Source organism: Tenacibaculum amylolyticum, assembly GCF_964511145.1.
Taxonomy (GTDB): domain Bacteria; phylum Bacteroidota; class Bacteroidia; order Flavobacteriales; family Flavobacteriaceae; genus Polaribacter; species Polaribacter amylolyticum.
Window position 1 is genome coordinate 60,407 of the sequence record NZ_CAZEFZ010000016.1, and the last position, 18,635, is coordinate 79,041.

General features: G+C 31.7%; 19 protein-coding genes. 6 read left to right on the plus strand and 13 right to left on the minus strand.

What is annotated here, in order from left to right; genetic code table 11:
• Nucleotides 1–8: 8 nt before the first annotated feature.
• The 3 genes from ACKTTC_RS06595 to ACKTTC_RS06605 all read right to left on the minus strand — a co-directional run bounded on the left by ACKTTC_RS06595 (nt 9) and on the right by ACKTTC_RS06605 (nt 3,854).
• Nucleotides 9–2,366 carry a TonB-dependent receptor domain-containing protein gene (locus tag ACKTTC_RS06595; protein WP_408039010.1) on the minus strand — a complete coding sequence of 786 codons (2,358 nt, stop codon included), beginning with the start codon at nt 2,364–2,366 and terminating at the stop codon, nt 9–11.
• A gap of 186 nt (nt 2,367–2,552) precedes the next feature.
• The gene (locus tag ACKTTC_RS06600) at nt 2,553–2,993 is read right to left on the minus strand and encodes a hypothetical protein (protein ID WP_408039011.1); all 441 of its coding nucleotides are present in this window, start codon (nt 2,991–2,993) and stop codon (nt 2,553–2,555) included.
• 162 nt (nt 2,994–3,155) lie between these two features.
• A complete protein-coding gene (locus tag ACKTTC_RS06605; protein ID WP_408039012.1) occupies nt 3,156–3,854 on the minus strand; it encodes a zinc metallopeptidase in 699 nt (232 codons plus the stop codon).
• A gap of 82 nt (nt 3,855–3,936) precedes the next feature.
• Here ACKTTC_RS06605 and ACKTTC_RS06610 point away from each other — a divergent pair, with 82 nt between their 5' ends.
• The 6 genes from ACKTTC_RS06610 to ACKTTC_RS06635 all read left to right on the plus strand — a co-directional run bounded on the left by ACKTTC_RS06610 (nt 3,937) and on the right by ACKTTC_RS06635 (nt 8,245).
• Nucleotides 3,937–4,980 carry an asparaginase gene (locus ACKTTC_RS06610; protein ID WP_408039013.1) on the plus strand — a complete coding sequence of 348 codons (1,044 nt, stop codon included), beginning with the start codon at nt 3,937–3,939 and terminating at the stop codon, nt 4,978–4,980.
• 225 nt (nt 4,981–5,205) lie between these two features.
• Complete coding sequence (locus ACKTTC_RS06615) at nt 5,206–5,925, plus strand: MotA/TolQ/ExbB proton channel family protein (protein WP_408039014.1); 720 nt, start codon at nt 5,206–5,208, stop codon at nt 5,923–5,925.
• An 8-nt stretch (nt 5,926–5,933) separates the two neighbouring features.
• Nucleotides 5,934–6,371: a hypothetical protein gene (locus ACKTTC_RS06620; protein ID WP_408039015.1), complete on the plus strand. Its 438-nt coding sequence runs from the start codon at nt 5,934–5,936 to the stop codon at nt 6,369–6,371.
• Between the two features lie 6 nt (nt 6,372–6,377).
• The gene (locus ACKTTC_RS06625) at nt 6,378–7,013 is read left to right on the plus strand and encodes an ExbD/TolR family protein (protein WP_408039016.1); all 636 of its coding nucleotides are present in this window, start codon (nt 6,378–6,380) and stop codon (nt 7,011–7,013) included.
• Between the two features lie 17 nt (nt 7,014–7,030).
• Nucleotides 7,031–7,501: an ExbD/TolR family protein gene (locus tag ACKTTC_RS06630; RefSeq protein WP_408039017.1), complete on the plus strand. Its 471-nt coding sequence runs from the start codon at nt 7,031–7,033 to the stop codon at nt 7,499–7,501.
• Between the two features lie 75 nt (nt 7,502–7,576).
• Complete coding sequence (locus tag ACKTTC_RS06635) at nt 7,577–8,245, plus strand: porin family protein (RefSeq protein WP_408039018.1); 669 nt, start codon at nt 7,577–7,579, stop codon at nt 8,243–8,245.
• Here the strand turns inward: ACKTTC_RS06635 and ACKTTC_RS06640 are convergent, their stop codons facing one another.
• The 10 genes from ACKTTC_RS06640 to rplM all read right to left on the minus strand — a co-directional run bounded on the left by ACKTTC_RS06640 (nt 8,246) and on the right by rplM (nt 18,607).
• Complete coding sequence (locus tag ACKTTC_RS06640) at nt 8,246–8,848, minus strand: hypothetical protein (protein WP_408039019.1); 603 nt, start codon at nt 8,846–8,848, stop codon at nt 8,246–8,248.
• Nucleotides 8,848–10,311, minus strand: a complete 1,464-nt coding sequence (gene rpoN / locus ACKTTC_RS06645; RefSeq protein WP_408039020.1) for an RNA polymerase factor sigma-54 — start codon at nt 10,309–10,311, stop codon at nt 8,848–8,850. Before rpoN ends, ACKTTC_RS06640 begins: the two co-directional genes overlap by 1 nt.
• A gap of 82 nt (nt 10,312–10,393) precedes the next feature.
• On the minus strand, nt 10,394–11,827 hold the full coding sequence (asnS, locus tag ACKTTC_RS06650) for an asparagine--tRNA ligase (RefSeq protein ID WP_408039021.1): 1,434 nt from the start codon (nt 11,825–11,827) through the stop codon (nt 10,394–10,396).
• A gap of 112 nt (nt 11,828–11,939) precedes the next feature.
• Complete coding sequence (locus ACKTTC_RS06655; RefSeq protein ID WP_408039022.1) at nt 11,940–14,312, minus strand: efflux RND transporter permease subunit; 2,373 nt, start codon at nt 14,310–14,312, stop codon at nt 11,940–11,942.
• 95 nt (nt 14,313–14,407) lie between these two features.
• Entirely contained in the window at nt 14,408–14,962 is a 555-nt protein-coding gene (gene frr / locus ACKTTC_RS06660) for a ribosome recycling factor (RefSeq protein WP_408039023.1), read from the minus strand.
• A 36-nt stretch (nt 14,963–14,998) separates the two neighbouring features.
• Entirely contained in the window at nt 14,999–15,709 is a 711-nt protein-coding gene (gene pyrH / locus ACKTTC_RS06665) for a UMP kinase (RefSeq protein WP_408039024.1), read from the minus strand.
• 95 nt (nt 15,710–15,804) lie between these two features.
• Nucleotides 15,805–16,776 carry a translation elongation factor Ts gene (gene tsf / locus ACKTTC_RS06670; protein WP_408039025.1) on the minus strand — a complete coding sequence of 324 codons (972 nt, stop codon included), beginning with the start codon at nt 16,774–16,776 and terminating at the stop codon, nt 15,805–15,807.
• A gap of 84 nt (nt 16,777–16,860) precedes the next feature.
• Entirely contained in the window at nt 16,861–17,616 is a 756-nt protein-coding gene (rpsB, locus tag ACKTTC_RS06675) for a 30S ribosomal protein S2 (RefSeq protein WP_408039026.1), read from the minus strand.
• A 149-nt stretch (nt 17,617–17,765) separates the two neighbouring features.
• Nucleotides 17,766–18,152: a 30S ribosomal protein S9 gene (rpsI, locus tag ACKTTC_RS06680; RefSeq protein ID WP_408039027.1), complete on the minus strand. Its 387-nt coding sequence runs from the start codon at nt 18,150–18,152 to the stop codon at nt 17,766–17,768.
• A complete protein-coding gene (gene rplM, locus ACKTTC_RS06685; protein WP_408039028.1) occupies nt 18,152–18,607 on the minus strand; it encodes a 50S ribosomal protein L13 in 456 nt (151 codons plus the stop codon). Before rplM ends, rpsI begins: the two co-directional genes overlap by 1 nt.
• Nucleotides 18,608–18,635: the final 28 nt, after the last annotated feature.

Consider the following 18,635-nt stretch of genomic DNA (forward strand, 5'->3'; position numbering starts at 1 on the left):
TTACTAGATTAATCATTACTATCGATTCTGTTTTCTTCGTCTCTAGAGCCATTGCGTTTCGATTTCTTTTTTCCAAATTTAGATCCAAAATTATAGGTTAAACGCAACTGTACATTTTGTCTAGATCCATTACTTTCTATATTAGCATTAATATTATCGTAATTAACTCGTCCTACAAAACCTCTATCTAATACTTTGTAAATTCCTAGGTTTACTTTTAATCGGTCATCTATAAATTTCTTTCCAAAAGAAAAACTTAAGTTTCCAATCCAGCCCACATCAATTTGTCCTTCTAAAGCTCCTGAACCAAAATAACTAGACATTTCAGCATTAATATCCCAAGGTAACTTATAACTTGCTTGAGTGAATAATCCGTAATTCCATTTGGTAAGTTTTAAAGTAGGTGTTAATTCATTTGATTGAAACTTGTTGAAATCTACAATAACTCCAGTAAATCCTTCCAGTCCTTCAATAAAATCTAACGGACCAAAAAGTCTAAAATTCCAGTTTTGACGATCTTGTAAATTAATAGTAGTTCTTGAGATTTGAGCCGTAGTATCATCTTGTGAAATAAACTGAAATAAGTCATCTTTAGTTTCGCTATATGAAACAGTAAAGAAAGGTTGACTATCAAAAGTTAGATTGAATTGATAATTGTTCGTAAATGAAGGTTTTAAATTTGGATTCCCAACTTCAGAGGTTAATGGATCATATAAAGTAACAAACGAATTCAAACTATTGTAACTAGGTCTTCTAATTCGGTAGCTATATGCAACATTAGCACCTAATGATTCTGTAATTTTTTTACTTAAAGAAGCACTTGGGAAAATTTGAGAAATATTACGAGTTCTTGTGTCGTTGGTATTTGTAGAGGTTCCTTGTGTGTTACTGTTTTCATATCGTAATCCACCAGAAAAGGACCAATCTCCCATAGTAGCATTTACTTTAGAATATACAGCAAAGATTTTTTCATCAATAAGAAATCGATTACTATTGGCAGCTTGAAAATCAAAATTTCCTGTAGCATTTTGTGTAAATAATTGTAAATCACTATCCGTATTTATTTGTGAGTACTTACCTCCAAAACTTAATTTAAAATCATCAGAAAAAGTTTTAGTGTAATCTGCTTTATAAGTATTAATAGTATATTCTCCGTCTTGTAAATAACGTTGATTGGTAAAAGGAACAGTATTTCCGTTTACAGCATAAATATCGTTAGCGTTTTCATTTTTATAATTTACATAGTTGAAATCAATCAATAGTTTATCACTTTCTGTTTTAAATTCATAATAAGGATTTAAGCTCAACGTATTTTGAGTTCTATCAAATGTGTTTTCAGTAACAAATCTCTGTAAGCTAGTTGCAGTGGTAATATCAGTATTACTTTTTGCTACTCTATCAGAAGTTGAATTGTTATAACGTGTACCCACTCCAATAGAATTATTGTCATTAATATAATAATCGATACTTCCACCTACCCAAATACGTTTTGGATCAAAAGGCTCTATAGTAGCTTGATCGTATTTAGTATTTCCAACGGTTCTTTCAATAAAAAGATCATCTCGCCAAGTAGGACTAGAATATCCTGTGTTTAATTGCCAATTTAATTTGTTTTTATAACTAGCAATAGAAGCATTGGTTCCGTATTCTATACCTTCATCTTCACCAAGCCAAACGGTAGTACTACCATGCGTTCCAAGTCGAACATTTTTCTTTAAAATTATATTAATAATAGGTCCAGATCCTTCAGCGTCAAATTCAGCACCTGGTTGTTCTATCAATTCAACTTTAGCAATATTATCTGCTGGTAAATCACGCAAAAGAGTATCCATATCCATGTAATCCGTGGTTTTACCATTAATAAGAATACGCACATCAGATCTTCCAGCAAAGTTAATTCCATTATTCGTTACAATAATTCCAGGAACCCTTTTTACAACATCTTGCAAGCTATTATTAATCATTTCTGAATTTTCCAGGTCAACAATTAATTTTTCTGCAGTTTGTCGAATCACAGGACGTTTACTTGTTACAACAACTTCGTCTAGTGATTCATTTGTTTCTTCTAGCGTAAAGTTTAAATTTTTATTTGCAGTAAGCTCAAACTTTTTTGAAGTTTTGGTTTTAAAACCCAACATTGAAATTTCAATATGATACGTGCCTTCTTTAAGATTTGCAAAATTGTATTTTCCATTGTCATCAGATACAACACCTTTAGGAGTGGTATTTCCTTCTTCATATAAAATTACATTAGCAAAAGGTAAAGGTTCATTTTGTTTGTCAGAAACAGTACCATTAATATTATGTTGTGCAAATACTAAACTAGCCTTTAAAGTAAGTAGTAAGAATACCCCGAAAATTCTCATAATTTCAATTTTAGATTTATATGCCAAAAATGAAAACTAAGTGTGTTTTTTGAAATCAAAAACAGATGAATAGGGGTAAAATTCCGTTAAACCGAGTTTTAAAACTTTTTCTATAGTATTTAAATGATACTATAGCTATATTCGTTATAAGATAGTTTTACAATGATTTTTAAACAGAAATGAAATTTAAATCTTCTCTAAAACTCGTTTTTTCTTTTTAGGTTTTTCTTTTTTTTGAGGTTTATTTCCGGGAAATACAAGAGAAGTGCTAGAAAAAGTAGTACCAAAATTAATATTGGCATAGTATACTTGACTAATAGCGTCTAATACCTGATCTTCTGTGAGTTCTTTTAAAGGATGTATGAATACAGACCATAAGACACCATCAGAAATTGCATACTTTACATCTAAAGCTGTATGGAAATTAGCCATTAAAGAAGCAGTTTTAAATTCTTCAGTCAGTCTCTCGCTTTCTGCTACGGGAGACATAATACGCATTCTATTATGTGTAGAGTCTGCAATAGCAATAAATGGAATTTGTTTAATAATAAATCTCCACTGTGATTTCTGGCTGACAATACTGTCACTAACTGTTTCGAACATATTGCCAAGTTTTGTTGGAGTCATTTTTTGACTATATATAGTAGTACTTGAACAAACTAAAAGAAGAATTAGAAGAGCTTTTTTCATGGTTTTAATTTCTCACTTAGACGAAGTAAACTCTTAAAAATAACAAAGAGCTCTATAATTTTAGAACTCTTTATTTGTAATTATTTTTATATAAAATGATTAGTCTCTATTTCCTAATATTTGTAAAGCCCAGTAAGCTAGCATTGCTAACGATCCTAGAGCAGCAACTAAATATGTTCTAGCTGCCCATTTCAAAGCGTCTTTAGAACCTGCTAATTCTTCTCTAGTTACCATGTGTTTATTCTCGAGCCAAGCCAAAGCTCTATTACTAGCATCGTATTCTACTGGTAAAGTAATGAAACTAAATAATGTTCCTATTGCCATAAAAATTAAACCAGCTACAGCTATATATAAACCAATACCAGTATCTCCAGAAGCAGCACCAAAAAGAATTCCTCCCATAATTAACCATTGCGAATATCTAGAAGTAATGCTAACCATTGGTACAAGTTTAGAACGCATTTGTAACCAAGCATATGCTTTTGCATGTTGAACAGCATGTCCTACTTCATGCGCAGCAACTGCAGCTGCAGCAGCATTTCTTTGATTATATACACCTTCACTTAAATTTACTGTTTTATTCTGTGGATTATAATGATCTGTAAGCATTCCAGGTGTAGAAATAACTTTTACATCATAAATACCATGATCGGCTAACATCTTCTCTGCAATCTCAGCTCCACTCATTCCATTTCTCAAATGTACTTTTGAGTATTTTTTGAATTTTCTCTTCAAGGTATTGCTTACTACTGAACTGAATAGTGTAATAATACCTATAAGAATATAAAAACCTATCATAATCGTTTCTTATTTTGTTTTGTTTGATAAATTTACAACATAAATTATTCCATTTTCAAATATGAACTCAAAAGTTGTCAAAATGGCAAACAAACCTAAAATATTGTTAATATACACAGGGGGAACAATAGGTATGATTAAAGATTATACCACTGGAGCGTTAAAAGCATTCGACTTTAGTCAGATTTTAGAAAAAATTCCAGAATTACAGCACCTAAACTGTGAAATCACAACTATTTCATTTGAAGAACCTATAGATTCTTCTAATATGAATACGAGCTATTATATAAAGATAGCTGAAATTATAGCAGAAAATTATGCCGCACACGATGGTTTTGTGGTGTTAACAGGATCTGATACGATGTCTTATACATCTTCTGCAATTAGTTTTATGTTTGAGAACCTTCAAAAACCCGTAATTTTTACAGGTTCACAATTACCAATTGGAGATTTACGAACAGATGCGAAAGAGAATTTAATTACATCTATAGAAATTGCTTGTGCAAGAGAAAAAGAAGATGAACCTATTATTAAAGAAGTGGGTTTGTATTTTGAGTATAAATTGTATCGTGCTAATAGGACTACAAAAATTAACGCGGAACAATTTGAAGCTTTTAATTCTATGAATTATCCGCCATTAGCAGAAAGTGGAGTGCATTTACACTTTAATCACCATTTATTGTATAAAAGCAATAATAAAGATACTTCATTAATCTTTCGTAAAAACTTAATTGATGATGTAGTGGTTTTAAAGTTATTCCCTGGAATTACTTCTAAAGTAGTTGAGACTATTTTAAACATACCAAACTTAAAAGGAGTTATTCTAGAAACATACGGTTCTGGAAATGCACCTACAGAATCTTGGTTTATAGATTTATTAGCAGCAGCAATTCAGAAAGGAATACGAATTGTAAATGTTACACAATGTGCAGGAGGAAGTGTTATTCTTGGTTTGTATGAAACAAGTACAGACTTAAAAAGAATAGGTGTTATTAATGGAAAAGACATTACTACAGAAACGGCTGTAGCCAAAATGATGTATTTATTAGGAGAGGAATTATCTGACGAAGATTTTAAACATTATTTTGAGTTACCCCTAAGAGGGGAAATAAGTCTGCAACACTAGGCTATTTTTTTTGAAATTAATGTAACAATATGGAAAAGTTTTTTGACAATTCCCGTTAAAATTCTTTAATGAACCAACATTTTTTTGTTAATTGGCACTCTGAAAACTGGCGGTATTAGGTAAAATAGTTCGAAAATGAAGGTATGTTGCTGATATTCAAGCCAAATTCATTATATAAAAATTTGTATTTTTAACACGTTAACTATTAAAATTAATTATAACAAAATGAAAAAAGCAGTAAATGTCCTAACTCTTACAGGATTTATGTTCTTTGGGGCTATTCAATCAACTTTTGCTCAGGCAGGTGAAGCTGAAAAAACTTTTCACCAAGAGTTAAAACAACGTTTTATTGAGGGAGATCCAAAGTTTATGGGTATTGTATTAGTGACCTTAATCTTAGGTTTAGCTATTGCAATAGAGAGAATCATCTATTTAAACATGGCAACTACCAACACTAAAAAATTAGTAGCTCAGGTAGATGATGCTTTAAGTTCTGGTGGTGTTGAAGCTGCGAAAGAGGTTTGTAGAAATACAAAAGGACCTGTTGCTTCTATTTTCTACCAAGGATTAGAAAGAGCTGATGAAGGTTTAGAGGCAGCTGAAAAAGCAGTAGTAGGATATGGTGGAGTTCAAATGGGATTATTAGAGAAAAACATTTCTTGGTTATCTTTATTTATCGCATTAGCACCGATGTTAGGATTCATGGGAACTGTAATTGGTATGATCGATGCCTTTGATAGAATTGCAGTAGCAAACGATATTTCTCCAGCGGTAGTAGCAGGTGGTATTAAAATTGCATTATTAACAACAGTATTTGGTCTAGTTGTTGCTATTATATTACAAATATTCTATAACTATATCGTATCTAAAGTAGATAGTATCGTAAACAGTATGGAAGATGCTTCTATTTCTTTAATCGACTTATTAGCTAAGTACAAAAAATAAGAATTAGCATGGATAAAAGAATTTTAACAATTTTAATTGCTGTTATTGGCGTTGCTGGTTTCGGTCTTTATGCCAACGTGTTGATGGCAGATCCGGAAAATGCAGAGGCAGTAGCGAATGCAACATCACCAATGGTAACTTTTTCTGTGGTAATCTTGATTGCTTCTTTAGCAGTAGCTGTTATAGCTTCTTTATTAGGAGTTTTAAAGAATCCAGCAGCCTTAAAGAAAGCGTTACTAGGTGTAGTAAGTTTAGGAGTTGTAATACTAATTTCATACCTAATTTCTGATCCAGCACAAGTATTAGATGCAAATGGTAAAGTTATTGCAGCTGCAGGTAGTGCTGTAGCAAAATTAACAAGTACAGGTATATGGGCGAGTCTTTTCCTATTAGTAATTGGAGGAGCTTTCTTTGTATTTGATTTATTAAAAGGTTTAGTAAAATAATTTAACATGGCAAGAAGAGAAAACCCAGAAATTAATGCAGGTTCGATGGCAGATATCGCCTTCTTGCTACTTATTTTCTTCCTCGTAACTACAACTATGGATGTTGATTCAGGTATTTCTATGAAGTTACCAGAAAAACCGCCAAAGAATTACGAGCCACCAAAAATTAAAGAGAAGAATATCTTTGAGATTAGCATTAACAGAAATAACGACCTATTTGTAGATGGAGACGTTATGGAGTTAAAAGATCTTAAAGAAGCTGCTAAGAAATTTATAGACAATGGTGGAGGTGTTGGAAATCCAATACCAGGTGAAGAGAAAGGTAAAGAGTGTGATTATTGTCAAGGAGCCAGAGATCCAGAATCTTCTGATCATCCTAACAAGGCAATTGTATCTATAGAGAGTGATAGAGCTTCTGATTATTCAACATATGTAACAGTACAAAATGAGCTTAGAACTGCTTATGCAGAGTTAAGAAATGCATTATCTTTAAAGAAGTACAACAGATCATTTGTTGAAATTGAAGAAGCATATAAAAAGAGTGGTAATAAAGATAAAAACCTTGAAATTATAATTAAGGAGATTAAAACTGCTTACCCTCAAATCATCACAGATTTAGATCCAACAGATAGTAGTGAATAATATAAAAACAAATAATTATGTCAAAATTTAAAAAGAAGAAATCTGGTCAGCCAGCGATATCAACGGCTTCTTTACCTGATATTGTTTTTATGTTACTGTTCTTTTTTATGGTAACAACTGTAATGAGAGAAACAGATTTAGCTATTGAATCGCCTAAGTTGCCTAGCGCAACAGAAGTAAAGAAACTAGAAAAAAAGAGTTTAGTTACTACAATTTATGTAGGTAAAGCAAAAGATGCAAAGTACGGTAAAAAGTTCAATTCTATTCAGTTAAATGATAAGATTGCTACTCCGGAAGATATTCCTGCTTTTATCATAAACTCTAGGTTGGATGTTTCTGAAGAGCATCATCCAAGAATGACTACTTCTATTAAGGCTGATAAGCAAATGAATGTTGGTACTTTGACTGATATTCGTATAAAACTAAGAGATGTGAATGCATTAAAGCTTAGTTTGTCTACTCACAAAGGAAGTAGCATAGATAAATAAAAATTCATTTTGATTTATATATAAAAAAGAGCAATTATTAGATTGCTCTTTTTTTATTAATAAAATCTAGTTATTATGAAGTTAAAATTGTTTTTCGTATGCATTTGTAGCGTTATATATAATGCATATTCTCAAGCCGATTCTCTAAAGTTAGGAGATCGTTATTGGGAAGATCAATTATATTTGAGTATATCTTATGATGTTATGATAAATCAGCCTAATACGACAACTGAAACGGGTTTTTCGTATAGCTTTTCAGGAGGATATATTAAAGATATTCCTTTTAATAGACGAGGAAATGTTGCTGCTGGAATAGGAGTAGGTTATGGTTATAATTCTTTGAGTCATAATTTGCAAGTAATAAATACGAATACCATACAAATTCCTAGTAGTGTTTTAAGCTCAAACAAACTTCGATTGCATAATTTAGAGTTTCCTATTCAGTTTCGATGGAGGACTTCTAATGCCATAAAATATTCATTTTGGAGAGTATATACAGGAGTACGATTAACGTATAATTTAAGTAATAAATTTAGTTACACAGTAAATAATACAGCTGTAGAGTTTTCAAATATTGCTATTTATAATAAGTTTCAAGCTGGATTAGAATTATCGGCAGGTTATGGAGCTTTTAACTTCTATTTATACTATGGACTGTCTCCTATTTATAAAAATGCAACTATTAACGGGGCAGCTGTAAATTCTAAAATTGCAAAATTCGGATTGATATTCTACTTGCTGTAGTTATTGTAGCGTATAATAAGCAATGAATTGAGTTAAAAAACCTATTAAAAAGCCTAAATAAACCTCTTTTGGAGTGTGTGCCTTTAGATATAGTCTAGAAGAAGCTAAAAAGCCAGAAAGTAGTATTAAAATGATTATAAGAGGTAATACAGAGATATTATAGATTTGTTGAAAGACTACAAAATAACCTACAGCACTTCCCATAGAAAGCAAGTGTAAACTTGTTTTTATCTTCGTAAAGAAAATAAAGTATACCATCATCATTCCTAACAATGTTCCGAAGAATAAATAAGAGAGGTCTCTTATGTTCGGTAAACTTTGGAAAAACTTTCCTAAAAATAGAAAAATAGAAATCATTATAAACAAAGGAATCTTACGTTCTTGTATAGTAGGAACTTCAAAAGATGTAATTTTATTAGTCAACCTTAAGAAGATTAAGAGTAAAATTGGAATAATATAAGTAGCCGTAAAAACAATGATTAAAAAGTAGATTTGCTCTTTAAACGTAAATGTTATTGGGCTCAGAAAGAAGTACAACAATAAACCAACAGTAGGCATTACTATTGGATGTAATATGGTCGATATAAACTTGTGCCAGCGCATTAAATCTCTTTTCTTAAACGAGCTACAGGTATGTCTAACTGTTCTCTATATTTAGCTACTGTTCTTCGTGCAATAGGGTATCCTTTTTCCTTCAAAATAGCGGAAAGCTTTTCATCTGTTAATGGTTTACGTTTGTCTTCTTCAGCAATAACATTCTCTAGAATCTTTTTGATTTCTCTAGTAGATACATCTTCCCCTTGATCATTTTTCATAGACTCTGAAAAGAAATCTTTAATCAGTTTAGTACCGTAAGGGGTAGAAACATATTTACTATTTGCTACTCTAGAAACAGTAGAAACATCCATGTTTATTTTATCAGCAATATCTTTTAAGATCATCGGTTTTAACTTACGTTCATCACCAGTTAAAAAGTAATCATATTGATAATGCATAATTGAGTTCATCGTAACTAAAAGTGTTTGCTGACGCTGTTTAATAGCATCAATAAACCATTTTGCAGCATCTAACTTTTGCTTGATGAATAATACAGCATCTTTCTGAGATTTACTTTTATCTTTTGAATCCTGATATCCTTTTAGCATATTGTTATACTCTCTAGATACGTGCAATTCAGGAGCGTTTCTAGAATTTAAAGTTAATTCTAGTTTTCCATCAATAATTCGAATGGTAAAATCAGGAACAATTTGCTCAGCAATTTTGTTATTTCCTGCATATGAACTCCCAGGTTTTGGGTTTAACTTTGCTATTTCTGTATTAACTTCTTTAAGCTCTTCTTCAGAAATATTGAATTTGTCTAGTAGTTTTTTATAGTGTTTTTTTACAAAATGATCGAAAGCATTTTCTAAAATATCAATCGCTAAACGTCTACTTTTTGTAGGAGTTTTTGCTTTTAATTGAATTACCAAACATTCTTTTAAATCCCTTGCGCCAACACCAATTGGGTCTAGTTTTTGAACAACATTGATTAAAACAGTCTCAACTTTTTCTTCAGTTGTAAACACATTTTGTGTAAAAGCTAAATCATCTACTAAGTCTAAAATGTCTCTTCTTATATAACCACTATCATCTATACTTCCAACCAAAAATTCAGCAATAGCTCTTTCTTCATCATCTATTCTAAATGTATTTAATTGATTTTTTAAAGATTGATGAAAGGTAGTTCCAGCTGCATAAGGAACTTGTTTTTCTTCATCGTCTGAAGAGTAATTATTTGCTTGTGTTTTATAACTAGGATATTCGTCGTCACTTAAATATTCATCAATATTAATATCGTCAGCTTCTATCTTTTCATTACCTGTATCATCATAGTCTACATCATTGGTAAAATTATCTTCAAAATTGTCTGCTTCTTCCTTTCCTGTATCTAAGGCAGGGTTTTCTTCTATTTCTTGCTTTAAACGTTCTTCAAAGGCCTGTGTAGGCAATTGAATCAACTTCATCAACTGTATTTGTTGAGGAGATAATTTCTGAAGTAATCGTTGTTGTAAACTTTGTTTTAACATAAGTACAAATATATGAATTCAAAGAAAAAGAAAATCGCCATTCGGAAGCGAATGGCGATCTATTTTTTTATTTAAAATACTGTTAAAATTCTGCATTTTGTGGTGTTCTAGGGAATGGAATCACGTCACGGATATTACTCATACCAGTTGTGAATAATACCAAACGTTCAAAACCTAGTCCAAATCCTGAGTGTACTGCTGTACCAAATTTACGTGTATCTAAATACCACCATAATTCTTCTTCAGGAATATCTAATGCAGCCATTTTCTCTTTTAAAACTTCTAAACGTTCTTCTCTTTGAGATCCTCCAACCATTTCTCCAATTCCAGGGAATAAAACGTCCATAGCTCTTACGGTTTTTCCATCATCATTTAAACGCATATAGAATGCTTTAATTTTTGCTGGATAATCAAATAAAATTACTGGACACTTAAAGTGTTTCTCAACTAAATAACGCTCGTGTTCCGATTGTAAATCAGCTCCCCATTCTTCAATTAAGAATTGGAACTTCTTCTTTTTATTCGGTTTAGAGTTCTTTAAAATGTCAATAGCTTCCGTGTAACTTACACGTTTAAAGTTGTTTTCAACTACAAACTTTAAGCGTTCTACTAAGCCCATTTCACTACGTTGTGCTTGAGGTTTTTGTTTTTCTTCTTGTGCTAAACGACTATCTAAGAATGCTAAATCGTCTTCACAGTTATCTAAAACATATTGTAATACAGATTTGATAAAATCTTCAGACAAATCCATGTTGGCATCTAAATCGTTAAATGCAACCTCAGGCTCAATCATCCAGAATTCTGCTAAGTGACGTGTAGTATTTGAGTTTTCTGCTCTAAACGTTGGTCCAAATGTATACACTTTACCAAGTCCCATAGCATAAGTTTCAGCTTCTAGCTGACCCGATACAGTTAAGTTCGTTTGCTTTCCAAAGAAATCTTGAGAATAATCTATCTCTCCTTCTTCGTTTAATGGAGCTTTGTTAGTTTCAAAGTTGGTTACTTTAAACATTTCCCCAGCACCTTCTGCATCAGAACCTGTGATAATTGGTGTGTTTACATAGTAAAATCCATTTTGTTGGAAATATTGATGTACAGCAAACGAAAGTGCAGAACGTACACGCATTACAGCACTAAAAGTATTTGTACGAACTCTTAAGTGAGCATTTTCACGTAAGAACTCTAAACTATGTCTTTTAGGTTGAATTGGATACTCATCTGGATTAGAATCTCCTAAAACTTCAACGTTGGTTGCCTGTATTTCTACTTTTTGACCTTTTCCTTGGCTTTCTACTAAAGTTCCTTGAATAGCAACAGCAGCACCAGTATTAATTCTTTTTAAAAGCGTTTCGTCCGTATTCTCAAAATCAACAACACATTGAATATTATTAATTGTAGAACCATCATTTAAAGCGATAAAACGATTACTTCTAAACGTTCTTACCCATCCTTTAACACTTACTTCTTGTAAAAATTTACTGGAGTTTAATAACTCTTTTACGCTACTTGTTTTCATTTTTAAAAAATTGAACGACAAATATAATTTTTTAAGTAGAAATGAGCAATGCTACTGAGTTAAGAATAAGTATAATTTGAGTTTTATATACTCATTAAATGAAAATAAAAGCTTATTGTTTTTTGTTTTCCTCTTTTGGTGGTAAAATTTTAAAGTTAGTTTCTTTTAATACCTTCTGATTGGCAATCTTTTTTTCAAAAGAAAGTAGTAGAGAAGGAAGTAATAATAAGTTAGAAACCATGGCTAGTAAAAGGGTAACAGATACCAGTCCTCCTAAAGCAATTGTACCTCCAAAGCTAGAAACCGTAAATACTAAGAATCCAAAGAATAATACGATAGAAGTATAAAACATACTTACTCCAGTTTCTCTTAATGCTGAATATACAGCGGGTTTTACTTTCCAGTTATTAGCTAATAATTCTTGACGATATTTGGCCAAAAAGTGAATGGTGTCGTCTACAGAAATACCAAAAGCAATACTAAAAACTAAAATAGTAGAAGGTTTAATCGGAATGTCGAAGAATCCCATTAATCCTGCAGTCATTAGTAAAGGTAGCATGTTTGGTATTAAAGAAATCAGAATCATTTGTGGCGATCTAAACATCCAAGCCATGAAAATAGAGATTAATACAATGGCTAATGATAATGAAATTACTAAGTTCTTAATTAAATAGTTTGTTCCTTTTAAGAAAACTAACGCTTTTCCTGTCATAGAAACACTAAACTTTTGTCCTGGGAACTGCTTTTGAATAACAGCATCTAATCGATCTTGGATGATATCCATTTTATCAGTTCCAATATCTTTCATAAAGGTAGTGATACGTGCATATCTACCTGTGCTGTCTACAAAGTTTTTAAGCATACCAGCATTACTGTCAGAGTTTTTTGTATATGCAAAAATGTAACTTTTCTCTTGACTCGTAGGAAGTTGATAATACTTTGGGTTTCCTTTATAATATGCTTGCTTAGAATATTTAACTAAGTTGTTTACTGAAATAGGTTTCGAAAGTTCAGGGAAAGTTTCGATCGTTTCATTTAACTTCTCCATTTTTTTCAATGTAGAAAGTTTCATAACTCCTTTCTCTCGTTTGGTATCGATTAAAATTTCCAAAGGCATGATACCACCAAACTCATTTTCGAAAAATTTAATGTCTTTATAAAACTGTTTTCCTTTTGGCATATCTTCAATTAAACTACCCGAAACTCTAATTTTATAAAGTCCAATCATGCTTAAAATAATGATAACAACGGTAGTGATATAAATTGAAATACGTTGGTTTTTTACAGCTTTTTCCATCCAGTTCACTACGTTCTCCATCCACTTTTTCTCTAAATGATTCAAGTGTTTCTTCTGTGGAAGTGGCATAAAACTGTATAGGATTGGGATAATTAATAAAGCAAGAATAAATATACTTACGATATTAATAGAAGCTAAAACACCAAATTCTCTTAGTAATTTACTTTTTACAAAAACAAATGTTGCGAAACCAGAAGCAGTTGTAATATTGGTCATTAAAGTAGCATTTCCAATTTTAGAAATTACTCTTTGTAACGATTTTGCTTGGTTTCCGTGCTTTTTAACCTCTTGTTGGTATTTATTAATTAAGAAGACTGCATTGGGAACACCAATTACAATAATTAAAGGAGGAATTAAAGCAGTTAAAACGGTTAATTCATATCCTAATAAACCAATAAAACCAAAAGCCCAAGTTACACCTACACCTACTACTAATAAAGTAATAAAGGTGGCTCTAAATGATCTGAAGAAGAAAAAGAAAATAATAGCAGTAATAAGTAAAGCTCCTCCAACAAATAAGAGCATTTCATCTGCAATATTTTTTGAGTTTAAAGTACGTATGTATGGCATACCAGAAACTCGAACTTTTAAGTTATATTTTGATTCAAATTTAGAAACCAGTGGAATTAATGTTTTCTCTACAAAGTCAGCTCTTTCAGGTGTATTTACAATATCCTTTTTTAAATAGATCGCTGTTTGTATAGTTCCTTCTTCATTGTATAGGATATTTTCATAGAACGGTAATTTTTCAAATAACTGTTCTTTAATATTTTCAATGTCTTTCTTTTCTGTAGGCTTTTTTTCAAATAAAGGGCTAACTACAAACTTTCGTTTTTTTCTATCAGCTTCTAACTTTTTAATATCAGATATAGATGCTGTAAACTCAACTTGTGGCTCTTTATCTAAAGTTCTAGCTAATTCATTCCAAGCATTAAATTTTTCTACAGTAAATACAGTACTATCTTTTACTCCAAGGATAATCAAATTACCTTCTTCTCCGAAAATATCTAGGAATTTATTGTATTCCTGATTTACCTCGTGATTCTCTGGTAATAAGTTGGCTTCAGTATATGAAAAACGAATGTATTTGGCTTGGGTGACTAAGAATGCAGTTATTATAACAATAGCTGTTAAAACCAAGTATCTGTTACGTAAAATAAATCCTGCGATTTTAGTCCAAAAAGTCATCTAAAAAAATTTGTGCAAAGGTAGGTTAATTTGAAATAATAAAATAAAAAAGAGTGTTGTAAAACACTCTTTTTAAAAAACCTTTTAAGGTTTTATTAAACAGTCATGATTTCTTGCTCTTTTACAGAGAATTTTTCATCTATTTGTTTAACAAATCCATCGGTTAAACTTTGAATATCCGTTTCAGCATTCTTTTTCATATCGTCTGAAACATCTAATTTTTTAATTTCGTTGTTAGCGTCTTTACGAGCATTTCTTACACCCACTTTAGCATGCTCAGCTTCTGCTTTAGCTTGCTTTGCTAAATCACGACGACGTTCTTCTGTTAATGGTGGTACATTAATAATAATATTTTCACCATTGTTCATTGGATTAAATCCTAAGTTAGCAATCATAATTGCCTTTTCAATTTCGTGCAACATGTTTTTTTCCCATGGTTGAATAGAAATTGTTCTAGCATCAGGAGTATTTACATTAGCTACTTGACTTAATGGTGTTTGAGAACCATAATAGTCTACCTGTACATTTGCTAACATTGCTGGAGAAGCTTTACCAGCTCTAATACTTCTTAGTTCTTTCTCTAAATGAGAAATTGCATTATTCATTGCTTCTTTTGTACTATCTATGATAAAATCTATTTCTTCAGTCATCTTATAAATATTTAAGATATCAGTTTTTAAACTGTTTTATTTGTAATCAACTATTGTACCAATTGGTTCTCCTGATATTAACTTGAATAAGTTTCCTTTCTTATTCATATCGAACACAATAATAGGTAATTTATTTTCTTCACTTAACGTAAAGGCAGTCATATCCATTACTTTTAAGTTTTTCTCAATAACGTCTTTAAAAGTAATGTTTTCAAATTTAACGGCATCTTTATTCTTTTCAGGATCGTCATTGTAAATTCCATCTACACGAGTTCCTTTTAAAATAGCATCTGCATCTATTTCAATAGCTCTTAATACTGCAGCAGTATCTGTTGTAAAATAAGGGTTACCTGTACCAGCACCAAAAATAACAACTCTACCTTTCTCTAAATGTCTAATTGCTTTTCTTTTGATGTAAGGTTCAGCAACTTCTTTTATCTCAAGAGCTGTTTGCATTCTAGTGTATACACCTTCATCTTCTAAAGCACTTTGAAGTGCTAATCCGTTGATACAAGTTGCTAACATTCCCATATGGTCACCCTGAACTCTGTCCATACCATTGGCAGCACCTGAAACTCCTCTAAAGATATTTCCTCCACCTATTACGATTGCTACTTCAATTCCCTTGTCTACAACAAGTTTAATTTCTTGCGCATATTCTTTTAACCTTTTTGGGTCTATTCCGTAATCGCGTTCCCCCATTAGGGCTTCTCCGCTTAGTTTTAGAAGTATTCTTTTATATTGCATAGTTTTGTTGAAAAGTTGTGCAAATATACAAATATTAGTTGCAAAAAAAACCTCGCATTAAGCGAGGTTTTTCTAAAATTATATGTAGTAAAAAATTACCCTAAAGTAACTCTTACGAAGTTTTTCACTTCAACATCATCACCGTAAGAAGTAACGTATTCTTCTACAGTTTTCTTCTCATCTTTGATGAATTTTTGATCTAATAAACACTGCTCTTGATCTAAAGTAGTGTTATCAGAGATAAATCTTTCCATTTTTCCTGGTAAGATTTTGTCCCAGATTTTCTCTGGCTTACCTTCAGCTTTTAATTGCTCTTTTGCATCTTCTTCAGCTTGTGCTAAAGCTTCGTCAGTTAATTGTAAACGAGATACATACTTAGGAACATTCTTTAATGTTTTTCCTAAACGAACTAATTCTTCATTATCCTTAACGATTGCAGCAATTCTAGCATCAGTTTCAGCAGCTACAAACTCTGGAGAGAAATCTTTATAAGATAAAGTTGTTGCTCCCATTGAAGCAGCTTGCATTGCTAAATCTTTAGTTAAATCAGCAGCTTTGTCAATAGATTTAGTTAAACCTACTAAAGCAGAGATTTTACCAACGTGTGTATATGAACCTACGTAAGGAGCTTCAATTCTTTCGAAAGAAGGAATCTCAATCTTCTCACCAATAACTCCAGTTTGCTCGATTAATTTCTCAGCAACAGTTACTCCTGGCTCAAATTCAGCAGCTAAAAACTCTTCTTTATTATTATAGTTGATAGCAATGTCAACGAATTGTTTAGCTAAATCTTTATAACTATCATTCTTAGCAACGAAATCAGTTTCACAAGCTAAAACGATAGCAACACCATAAGTATTGTCATCACTAATTTTAGCGATAGCAACACCTTCAGATGAATCACGATCTGCTCTTTTAGCAGCGATTTTTTGTCCTTTCTTACGTAAGATTTCAATAGCTTTATCGAAGTTTCCTTCTGCTTCCACTAAAGCATTCTTACAGTCCATCATTCCTGCACCAGTAGTTTCTCTTAATTTTTTTACGTCAGCAGCGCTAATTTTTGACATTTTATAAGTTTTTTATGTTGTATTTATTTGTACAATGATATAATAAAATAAAGGTTTCAATGTAATGAAACCTTTATTTTAAAATTACTTAGCTTCTTCAGCTTTTACTTCTTCTTTGGTTTCAGCTTCTTTGTTAGCTTTCGCTTTTTCTTTGTCAGCTTTTCTTTCTGTTAATCCTTCTGCAATTGCATCAGTAACATAAGATAAAACTTTATCAATAGATTTAGAAGCATCATCATTTGCAGGAATTACAAAATCAATCGGTCTAGGATCAGAATTCGTATCAACCATTGCAAAGATTGGAATGTTTAATTTTTGTGCTTCAGCAATAGCAATATGCTCTTTCTTCACGTCAATTACAAATAAAGCACCTGGTAAACGAGTCATATCAGAGATAGAACCTAAGTTCTTTTCTAATTTTTCACGTTGACGGTTAATTTGTAATTTTTCTCTTTTAGATAAAGCATCAAAAGATCCATCTTGCTTCATTCTATCAATAGCAGCCATTTTCTTTACAGCTTTACGGATAGTTACGAAGTTAGTTAACATACCACCTGGCCATCTTTCTGTGATGTAAGGCATGTTTACTGATTTAGATTTTTCAGCAACGATATCTTTTGCTTGTTTCTTAGTAGCAACAAATAAAATTTTACGCCCTGAGTTTGCGATCTTTTTTAAAGCAGCTTGTGCTTCTTCAATTTTCGCTGAAGTCTTATACAAATCGATGATGTGAACACCATTACGTTCTGTATAAATGTAAGGAGCCATGTTAGGGTTCCACTTTCTAGTTAAGTGACCAAAGTGTACTCCGTTTTCTAATAATTCTTGAATGTTTGCCATTTTGATAAATGTGTTTACGTTCTGTTTTCGCAACAACACAGTAGTTTTACGTCTGTGTTATTTAGATACTAAACTGTTTAATAAAAATTAATTTATGAATAACAGTCTCAAAACATTTAAATGATGCTGAAACAAGTTCAGCATACATATTAACGCTTAGAGAACTGGAATTTCTTACGTGCTTTCTTCTGACCGAATTTCTTACGTTCAACCATTCTAGGATCACGAGTTAATAATCCTTCTGGTTTTAATACTGCTTTGTGCTCTTCATTAATTGCTACTAATGCTCTAGTAATTGCTAAACGAATTGCTTCAGCTTGACCAGTAACTCCACCACCATAAACGTTTACTTTAATATCGTAAGAAGCTAAGTTCTCAGTTAACATTAAAGGTTGACGTACTTTATACTGTAAAGTTGGAGTAGTAAAGTAATTGTTTAAATCTCTTTTGTTGATAGTGATGTTTCCTTCACCTTGAGAAACATATACACGAGCAACAGCTGTCTTTCTTCTACCTATTTTGTGAATTGTTTCCATTATTTAAGATCGTTAAGGTTAATAGTTGTTGGTTTTTGAGCTTCTTGTCCGTGCTCAGTACCAGCGTATACATATAAATTTCTGAATAATGCGCTACCTAATTTGTTTTTAGGTAACATACCTTTTACTGCTTTTTCGATAATTCTCGTAGGATCTTTTTCGAACATTTCTTGAGCAGTAAGCGATCTTTGACCACCTGGATACCCTGTGTGACGGATGTAAGTTTTCTGATTCCACTTACTTCCTGTTAAATTAATCTTTTCAGCGTTGATAATTACAACGTTGTCACCACAGTCTACGTGTGGAGTATAATTAGGTTTGTGTTTACCTCTAATAAGTTTTGCAACTTTAGAAGCTAGACGACCTAATGACTGCCCGTCCGCATCAACTAAAACCCACTCCTTGTTTACAGTTGCTTTGTTAGCCGATACTGTTTTGTAACTTAATGTGCCCATACACGATTAGTTTTTGTTAATTATAAAA

What these genes read in the sequence shown, in the direction of transcription:
- ACKTTC_RS06600 (WP_408039011.1), bottom strand. Translation starts at nt 2,993, where the DNA reads ATGACTCCAACAAAACTTGGCAATATGTTCGAAACAGTTAGTGACAGT.
- rplM (WP_408039028.1), bottom strand. Translation starts at nt 18,607, where the DNA reads ATGGGCACATTAAGTTACAAAACAGTATCGGCTAACAAAGCAACTGTA.
- rpsB (WP_408039026.1), bottom strand. Translation starts at nt 17,616, where the DNA reads ATGGCAAACATTCAAGAATTATTAGAAAACGGAGTACACTTTGGTCAC.
- ACKTTC_RS06655 (WP_408039022.1), bottom strand. Translation starts at nt 14,312, where the DNA reads ATGACTTTTTGGACTAAAATCGCAGGATTTATTTTACGTAACAGATAC.
- ACKTTC_RS06630 (WP_408039017.1), top strand. Translation starts at nt 7,031, where the DNA reads ATGTCAAAATTTAAAAAGAAGAAATCTGGTCAGCCAGCGATATCAACG.
- tsf (WP_408039025.1), bottom strand. Translation starts at nt 16,776, where the DNA reads ATGTCAAAAATTAGCGCTGCTGACGTAAAAAAATTAAGAGAAACTACT.
- rpoN (WP_408039020.1), bottom strand. Translation starts at nt 10,311, where the DNA reads ATGTTAAAACAAAGTTTACAACAACGATTACTTCAGAAATTATCTCCT.
- ACKTTC_RS06595 (WP_408039010.1), bottom strand. Translation starts at nt 2,366, where the DNA reads ATGAGAATTTTCGGGGTATTCTTACTACTTACTTTAAAGGCTAGTTTA.
- ACKTTC_RS06625 (WP_408039016.1), top strand. Translation starts at nt 6,378, where the DNA reads ATGGCAAGAAGAGAAAACCCAGAAATTAATGCAGGTTCGATGGCAGAT.
- ACKTTC_RS06610 (WP_408039013.1), top strand. Translation starts at nt 3,937, where the DNA reads ATGGCAAACAAACCTAAAATATTGTTAATATACACAGGGGGAACAATA.
- ACKTTC_RS06620 (WP_408039015.1), top strand. Translation starts at nt 5,934, where the DNA reads ATGGATAAAAGAATTTTAACAATTTTAATTGCTGTTATTGGCGTTGCT.
- frr (WP_408039023.1), bottom strand. Translation starts at nt 14,962, where the DNA reads ATGACTGAAGAAATAGATTTTATCATAGATAGTACAAAAGAAGCAATG.
- ACKTTC_RS06640 (WP_408039019.1), bottom strand. Translation starts at nt 8,848, where the DNA reads ATGCGCTGGCACAAGTTTATATCGACCATATTACATCCAATAGTAATG.
- ACKTTC_RS06635 (WP_408039018.1), top strand. Translation starts at nt 7,577, where the DNA reads ATGAAGTTAAAATTGTTTTTCGTATGCATTTGTAGCGTTATATATAAT.
- pyrH (WP_408039024.1), bottom strand. Translation starts at nt 15,709, where the DNA reads ATGCAATATAAAAGAATACTTCTAAAACTAAGCGGAGAAGCCCTAATG.
- ACKTTC_RS06615 (WP_408039014.1), top strand. Translation starts at nt 5,206, where the DNA reads ATGAAAAAAGCAGTAAATGTCCTAACTCTTACAGGATTTATGTTCTTT.
- rpsI (WP_408039027.1), bottom strand. Translation starts at nt 18,152, where the DNA reads ATGGAAACAATTCACAAAATAGGTAGAAGAAAGACAGCTGTTGCTCGT.
- ACKTTC_RS06605 (WP_408039012.1), bottom strand. Translation starts at nt 3,854, where the DNA reads ATGATAGGTTTTTATATTCTTATAGGTATTATTACACTATTCAGTTCA.
- asnS (WP_408039021.1), bottom strand. Translation starts at nt 11,827, where the DNA reads ATGAAAACAAGTAGCGTAAAAGAGTTATTAAACTCCAGTAAATTTTTA.